The organism is Dolichospermum sp. UHCC 0259 (genome assembly GCF_009711935.1).
In the GTDB taxonomy this organism is placed as follows: domain Bacteria; phylum Cyanobacteriota; class Cyanobacteriia; order Cyanobacteriales; family Nostocaceae; genus Dolichospermum.
Window position 1 is genome coordinate 1 of sequence record NZ_VIKX01000266.1, and the last position, 7,168, is coordinate 7,168.

7 protein-coding genes and 1 pseudogene are annotated in these 7,168 nt (G+C 37.7%); all 8 read right to left on the reverse strand.

Going from position 1 to position 7,168, the window contains the following annotated elements:
• Positions 1–36: 36 nt before the first annotated feature.
• Positions 37–456 carry a hypothetical protein gene (locus FJR05_RS22505; protein WP_168646174.1) on the reverse strand — a complete coding sequence of 140 codons (420 nt, stop codon included), beginning with the start codon at positions 454–456 and terminating at the stop codon, positions 37–39.
• A 49-nt stretch (positions 457–505) separates the two neighbouring features.
• A complete protein-coding gene (locus FJR05_RS22510; RefSeq protein ID WP_168646175.1) occupies positions 506–2,134 on the reverse strand; it encodes an AAA-like domain-containing protein in 1,629 nt (542 codons plus the stop codon).
• A 56-nt stretch (positions 2,135–2,190) separates the two neighbouring features.
• Positions 2,191–3,348, reverse strand: coding sequence for a ParB/RepB/Spo0J family partition protein (locus tag FJR05_RS22515; protein WP_168646176.1), 1,158 nt, complete (start codon positions 3,346–3,348; stop codon positions 2,191–2,193).
• Between the two features lie 110 nt (positions 3,349–3,458).
• Entirely contained in the window at positions 3,459–4,271 is an 813-nt protein-coding gene (locus tag FJR05_RS22520) for a ParA family protein (protein WP_168646177.1), read from the reverse strand.
• Positions 4,272–4,667: 396 nt separating this feature from the next.
• Positions 4,668–5,111, reverse strand: a complete 444-nt coding sequence (locus FJR05_RS22525) for a hypothetical protein (RefSeq protein WP_168646178.1) — start codon at positions 5,109–5,111, stop codon at positions 4,668–4,670.
• 110 nt (positions 5,112–5,221) lie between these two features.
• Positions 5,222–5,605 carry a single-stranded DNA-binding protein gene (gene ssb / locus FJR05_RS22530; RefSeq protein ID WP_016953802.1) on the reverse strand — a complete coding sequence of 128 codons (384 nt, stop codon included), beginning with the start codon at positions 5,603–5,605 and terminating at the stop codon, positions 5,222–5,224.
• 223 nt (positions 5,606–5,828) lie between these two features.
• On the reverse strand, positions 5,829–6,779 hold the full coding sequence (locus tag FJR05_RS22535; protein WP_168646179.1) for a hypothetical protein: 951 nt from the start codon (positions 6,777–6,779) through the stop codon (positions 5,829–5,831).
• Positions 6,780–6,898: 119 nt separating this feature from the next.
• Positions 6,899–7,168 (reverse strand): annotated as a pseudogene (locus tag FJR05_RS22540) (hypothetical protein); the annotation flags it as partial.

Here is a 7,168-nt window from a genome sequence, read left to right on the forward strand (position 1 = left end):
AGATGCCTAGATATCTCTACCATTTTATCCTCTCTTTTAGAATGAAATAGCCCTGGTGATAATACAAGCAAATTCTTCTTGCAATTTCTTACTAGTATGTTGTAGTAAGCTTGTTTTTCCCGTTTGATTACTGTTAAGAATATAACAGTGTTCACCTTTTTTTACCAGGTTAATAATGTCATTATCTGCTTGCCTTTTTACATAACTTCTATCTTTTTCTGACAAAGGTCCGCCTACTTTATAATAAGATTCGTTATTCATCTTGTATTCTCCTTCAATATCATCTGTTGGATAGCTCTTATCTGGTTCTGACAAACCTTCTACTATTTTACAAGCCAATACAATAAATACATTGTTTGTAATTTTATAGCGGTATGCACTTGAGTGAGATACAGTCGGCCAATCGCAAATCTCGTAGGGGCGCAGGGTCTGCGCCCTCGATTGTATTGCATCCAACCCATAACCGCTATATTATCCTAATATAGCAGTCCTATTCGATGTTTCTTTACTTATGGTTCAATTTAATTATACGTTTAATTAACTCCCATAAACCATTTGGGGGTATGTCTGGCGGAATTTTCATCCTGAAGTATTCAGTGTATAACTTGCAACTAGGCTTTTTTATATCACCGACGGAAATAATTAACCCTAGACGCAATAGTTGCTTAACTTCGGAATCAATTTTTCCTTCTGATTTAGATTCTGAAAGGATATCCTGGAATACTTTTTTTAATTTTGAATTATTTTTTAATATTTCTACATACGACGACAAATATTCACTTATTTGTGTAATCTGTGCTATGTCTATGTTTTTTAAACTATCTGCTTGTTTCTCTTGGATCTTTCTGAAATGTTCAAGAGTTAAATTTACTAAATAAGGATGTCCGTTTAAATGTTCCATTAGATGATCATTTAGCTCTGTTGGTAATTCAAATTTCTCCAATAAAGATTGTACTTCTTTTGTATTAAAATATTTTAATTCAATTGCCTTCCCCGTAGACCATAAAATTGACCCTCCCTGATAGTTTTCAGGGTATGTCTGGTCGCGGTGTTCTAAAATAAATCGAAATCCACTCCATATTGGATCCGAATTTTCATTTTTCTTCGCCCAACCAATGAACAAACCATGAAGACATTCAAAAACATTACGTTTATCATAAATTTTATCAAAATTCTTTAAATGTATAATTAGAATTGTACTGTTTGGCGAGGGTAGAAAATATTTTTCAAATTGAGTATTACATTGCCTAGCTGGTGTATATTCTAGGAAATCTTCTCCATTTCCTTCCCAACAATAATCAGGCAAATTTAATTGTTGAGCTATTTCTTCACAAAACCATTTTAAGAACAGGCTTTCATCGTCAACATTTTCCTTTTCCTTACTATAACTATCTGGTATATACAAGCTTACTATTCGATACTTATTAGGGGATAATTTTTTAGTAACATGATTTATAAGTGTTGATTTTCCTATCTTCTTATCTCCTTTTACGCGAATGAGAATTTGTGTCTTGATTGCATCAAAAAGCTCTTGTTCTTCATTTCGTGTTACATAACATTCATCACTATCTATTAATAAGGGTATGTTACAATCCAACTTCTTATCCAGACTCATCCGATCCATAGCACACCAAAAAGATTTTTTTATAGATTCTCCATTACCTAAAGCTCTATAAAACGCTGCGGAAAATGAAGTTGCCGTTGCATCAGAAATGTTGCCATTCATGCCAATAGCATAGTCCAAGTATAATGTCTTACGTAAAACCTGAGCATTATCTTTTGAATTACAAGCATTCAGTACAATACACTTAATATTTTGAGTATTTTTACCTTCCAACAGACGATGTAAAATTTCTCTAGGAACTTCTACATCTTCACCTTTCTCATCACAGATGATGATGTTTTCATCATCACCATGACAAGAAAAATGAATGATATCTGCTTTAGAATCTGATACTTCTGATCGCAATTCCTCAAATTCCAAATTTACAAAGTGATCAAAGTCCACTGCTATCCTAGATTTCTTTAGCACTCTTCTAATGGCATTAACTTCTTGGTTTATATCAATACCTACGTAACCTTTGGGATTAAATCCCAGGAATAAAACTTTTATGCTGGCAGGACTATTGTTCATGACGGAGCGATAATATATCGCCTCATACTACCATTTTTGGCAGAAATGTTGACATTTTAAACCTTATTATCGTTGACAGCTTTTTCCTGTATCACTTCTTCAATCTCTGCCAGTTTCTTGCGAAGGACTTCCTGAAACTCCATTAATTGAGAAACCTCAACTTTCTTCAGCGCGTCCCCAGAAACTTTATACAAAGAGCGTGTTGCCGTAGTCATTGGTTTAACTTGTTTTTCGATTTTTTCAGCGTCGGTACTTTGTGAAGCGATCGCTTCAGTTACTAATTGCCGTGTTTTTTGCACAGATAATTTTTCTGCTAACACCTTTTGGGTGATATGGGTTCTAATTTCTTCTGCTTCTAATTCTGGCACTCCCAAATTTTTCGTTGACAGTTTTTGTAACGCTATGGCATGAACACCTTTAAGACCAGAAGACCTAATTGCAGCTTTCAAGTCTTCCGCCAAAGAAAGCATCGGAAAAATATTGGCATCAATAGAAGCGGGATTGAGTTGTAAATCTAAAAGTACAGTGAAAATTGCCGCTTCGCGTTCATCTAAGTCCAAAATAGCTAAACCTTGTTGTTGTTCTTCCGGTGTTACCGTAATCAGTCCAACAACAGAATTCATTCGTTTTTGTGCATTCAACCGTCGTACTACCGTTGAGAGAATACGGGGAATATCTTGAGGTTCTAAACCAGTATTAATTGCCAACTCCCGCACAATGGCTTCAGCTTTATCCAGAGGATTGAGGTCTTCCCGATGTAAAGAAGTAATTAAAGCTTTACGGTGCAAAGCATCAGGTTCAGGAATAATCACAGCTTGCAGATTTTCCCAACCCAAGTTTTTAGCACTGCGCCAACGTCGTTCACCATCAAAGATAACTAAGTGTTCCCGTTGAATTAAAATAATTGGTTCTAGTTGTCCATCTGATACCAGAGAACGAGACATAGACTCAATACTTTCTGATAAAAATGTTTGTCTCGGTTGCTCTGGGTTGGCTTGAATTTTTTCTAAAGAAATAGATTGGATACCGGATTGTGACTGAAGTTGCGCCCTGAGAGTTTGTAGCTGTGTTTCTAACTCACTTGATCCTTGAGAGCGAAGTTCTTCTATTTCGGCTTTTAGGCGTTGAATTTCTGCCTCAGCTTCTGATAATTGTTGGGATTGCTTTGCGCCTGAAAAATAGTTTGTGAGGTCAGGAGATTTGTGGGTGGTCATAAGTTAGCACAGATTTAATTTGCACATTAAGACAATGATTGAACAGGGGAGAGGATTTAAAACTTGTAGCCAAAATCAAAAAGGTACAACTTTTGGGTGCGACAGATTAGTTAAACTTTGACGCTTTCTTTACTCTTGCTGCCAATCAAAGCTGCTAATTTTGAGGCAATTTCTTTAAAGTCATCCTTTGCTTGATGACTGGGGCGGTGAATAGCTAATGGTAATCCTTGTCCACTGGCGTTAACAAATTCAGCACTATCCCGAATTTCTGAAAAAGCATGGATATTCATCTGCTCTAACTGAGATGGTAATGCAGCCAACATTTGTCTATGTGCTGCACGTCGAGCATCGTATTGGTTGGGAACAAAGCCGAGAATTTCTGGTGTGGGTTTTAAGCGTAAATGCTTGCAATGGTAGTAATACCATTCCAGTAAATGAGCCGCTCCTTGAATTGATTTTGGCTCTAGCTGGACAGGGATAATTATGTGTGTACTGGCTGCTAGTGCCATTAAAGGTAATGGACCCAGGGTAGCTGGACAATCAAAGATCATCAAATCATGTTCTAGAGGATAGTCAGTTAAGCGATCGCTTAATAAATAAGCTCCTCGTTTGTGTAAAACTAATTCATCTGCTGTTTGGGTGAGAACCATACCACCCTGACAAATAACTACTTTATCGGTGTGTTCACTCCAGCACGGTGTCAGCGGCCAGTTACCATCAAAATTCTCTTTGAGGACAGCAGCTAAAGTATGTTCTGGTTCTGGTTGATTTAAACCACAAAACAGTGTCAGTGACCCTTGCGGGTCAAGGTCAAACAGTGCTACGTTATACCTGCGTTTTGCCAGAGCATGAGCTAGATGGACAGAAAGGGTTGTCTTACCACTTCCTCCGGCATTACTTATTACAGCTAATCTAATTTGCATGACTATTTTTTTGATGCTATTTGAGTATCATATATCGGATTTTCTACATCATATATTGATATATGATTTAAGAATATATTAGAGTCGTTGGGTAATAACCCTTAAAATCCTTTAATTCCTTTACCGGAAAGCATTTCAGGGATTTTCACCATCTACTTCCTAACAAGTCTAATATTTATTCATTTGCATCATATATCAATATATGAGAATTAACCGAATCTTGAAACAGAAATTTTCTCTGTTGCTGCAACCTGTAGACTATTGCTCAAATTATGGGTTAAAAAAATAACAGTTCCTACATCTATCATTGAAGTCATAGCCTAGCACTGATAAGTGAAAAAAATTATCTGCCCATAGAAAAAAAATACCTCTGGCAGCAAGCCAGAAGTAAGATCCTTAAAAGGGAATGTGAGAAATATTAGTATTCCGAGAATGTCCGTTGTTAGATGCTGTAGCTACACCAGCACCAACTAACTGTTGAGTATTTTCCTGTGGAGTTGCTTGAACAACAGGTGTAGCAGTTGGTATAGGATTCCGATTACCAGTGGTAGTGCAGATGAAAGTGCGGATAACCAAGGCAGTTTTCTTTTCTTTATATCCCTTACCGCTATCCACTACGTTAATATCTAAATAGCCCATAGCGATACCAGTAGCATTAATTCCTGATTCAGCAATGGAAACTGCGGCTGCTCCTTTGGTTCTGTAGGGAATTGTGTCTTGCACTACGCCATCTTTTGAATAGTAGGAGAAAACACATTCACCATAGACAATTTTTACACCTTGACTATCAAAAGCTTCATCAATACTGAGCAGTCGAATGGTTTGGGTTGAGTTAATCATGGTCTATTCCTTGTGATGAAATTGTCAATTGTTCATTAAAATTGCGCTTTGCGCTTTTCAACCACAACATCCCACAGACAAAAGTTATGCTGCGGGATGTGGTTAGTTTTCTAGAAGTTGGCGTTAATTATTGAATCTTGGTCTTCACTGGTTTCATTCGAGTCCTTACGTTGAGCAGAACTGATCAGTTCTAGATTGCTGACACGAATGATGGGTTTTTGTCTGGATTCGTTGGTGTTTTTATCTATCCATCTGTCAAAGACTATTTCACCAGTGATCCCAATAGTTGAACCCTTTTGAACCCAGTCTGCTGCAACTTGAGCAATATTTCCCCAAAGTTCTAAATCAAACCAGAGGGGATTTTCACTTCTGTAGGGAGGTTTGACAGCAAGGGTCAAGGATGTTTTCATTGCACCTGATTCAAAATAGCGAACATCAGGTGTTTGACCAACGCGACCAACTAAATCAACTTTATTGATGTATTGCTGAGTCATATTATTTTCCTTGGGTAATCAATGTTTTTCACGGTATTAGCGCGATAGCGCATTCTCGGTTATGCAACTAAACGAATGATTTGCTACAGGCTGATTTGAGGCTTTATTGGATACAGCCCAGTATCAAACCTGATTGCGCCTAGCGCATTTATTACTGGTTGTATTGGGAAAAACTGCGTAAAAAATAACCCCAAATCTGCTAGAGATTTGAGGTTGATGAGTATTACAAAATTTGTTCTTTGGTTGCTAAACCATGCAATTTGGTTACTAATTTCTCTTCTTTCATGCGAGAGAAACCAGGGATTTTGTGCAATTTGGCTAACTCCTTTAGTCTTTTTAGAGTTAGTGTTTGTAAATCTTCCAAACTTGCTAATTCTGGAGAATCGGGAATATTTGTTACTTCTGAGGAAGAGTGATCAGGTGTAGGAGAATCAGTTGAATCGGTGATTAGTTCTGCTGTGTCGCAGGGAATAATATCATTGCTGTCACTGCTATGATCAATATCTTCACTCACCACAGTTACAGTATCGCTACTAGCTTCACTAGGAGTTTCATCTGGTGGTGTAATAGATTCACATGATTCTGGTAGAGCGATCGCATCCACTACTGAGTTATCCTCAATATCTTCGTTTAAGGTAGGCACTGTATTAGCACCATCTTCACTAGGAGTATCATCTGTTGAGGAATTAGATTCAGATGATGTTGGTAAAGCGATCACTTCCGGGACTGAGCTATCCTCAATTTTTTCGTTTATGTTAGGTACTGTATTAGCACCATCTTTACTAGGAGTATCATCTGGTGGTGTAATAGATTCAGGTGATTCAGGTAAAGCGATCGCCTCAACTACTGAGTTATCCTCAATTTCTTCGTTTACGGTAAGTAATGTATTACTACCAGCTTCACTAAAAGCATCATCTGGTAACGGAGTGCTTTCAGTGGGTGAAGTAATCGCATCATTACTGCTGAGGTGAGGCGTTTCTGTTTCCCCGCTTGTGCCACCAAGAATTTGCTCAATAGTGGCTACAGTGGGTTCTTTCAAAACTGTAATTCTGTGGAAATTTCCCACTTTTCTAACTGAGATTCTTGCTCCAGCCGTGCGGAGTTTTGTTGTCAATTCATTGAGCAGGAGAAAAGCTACATCCAATTGACGGTAATTATTGATAATGGCACTCATGGTTTTTTGCTTGATTTAGTTCACCACAAGAGCGCATAGCGCAATCCTTTTATCCAAAAACGTTTTTGGTATCTTTGATTATGTTTAGACAGATTGCGTTGAAAATGTAGTTTTTGGTGTTAGTCAGGAAACAGCAAAACTTCCCATACCAATCGGGGAGAGGCCATTTTTAACAGAGAGTTTTTGGCATCTTCCAGTTTCAACAGCCAATTGTGATCACAGAGAAATTCCTTCCAGCAATATTGCAGGTAATCTATCAGCCATAGTTGTTGATGAAAATCTAATTGCACTTCAATATCTTTGGCAATACTTAATGCTGTTAACAGATTGCTAGGTAGTTTTTCACTCTCCCCCCACTTTCGAGAGTTTATAGGGTAGGTAGAAGTAGG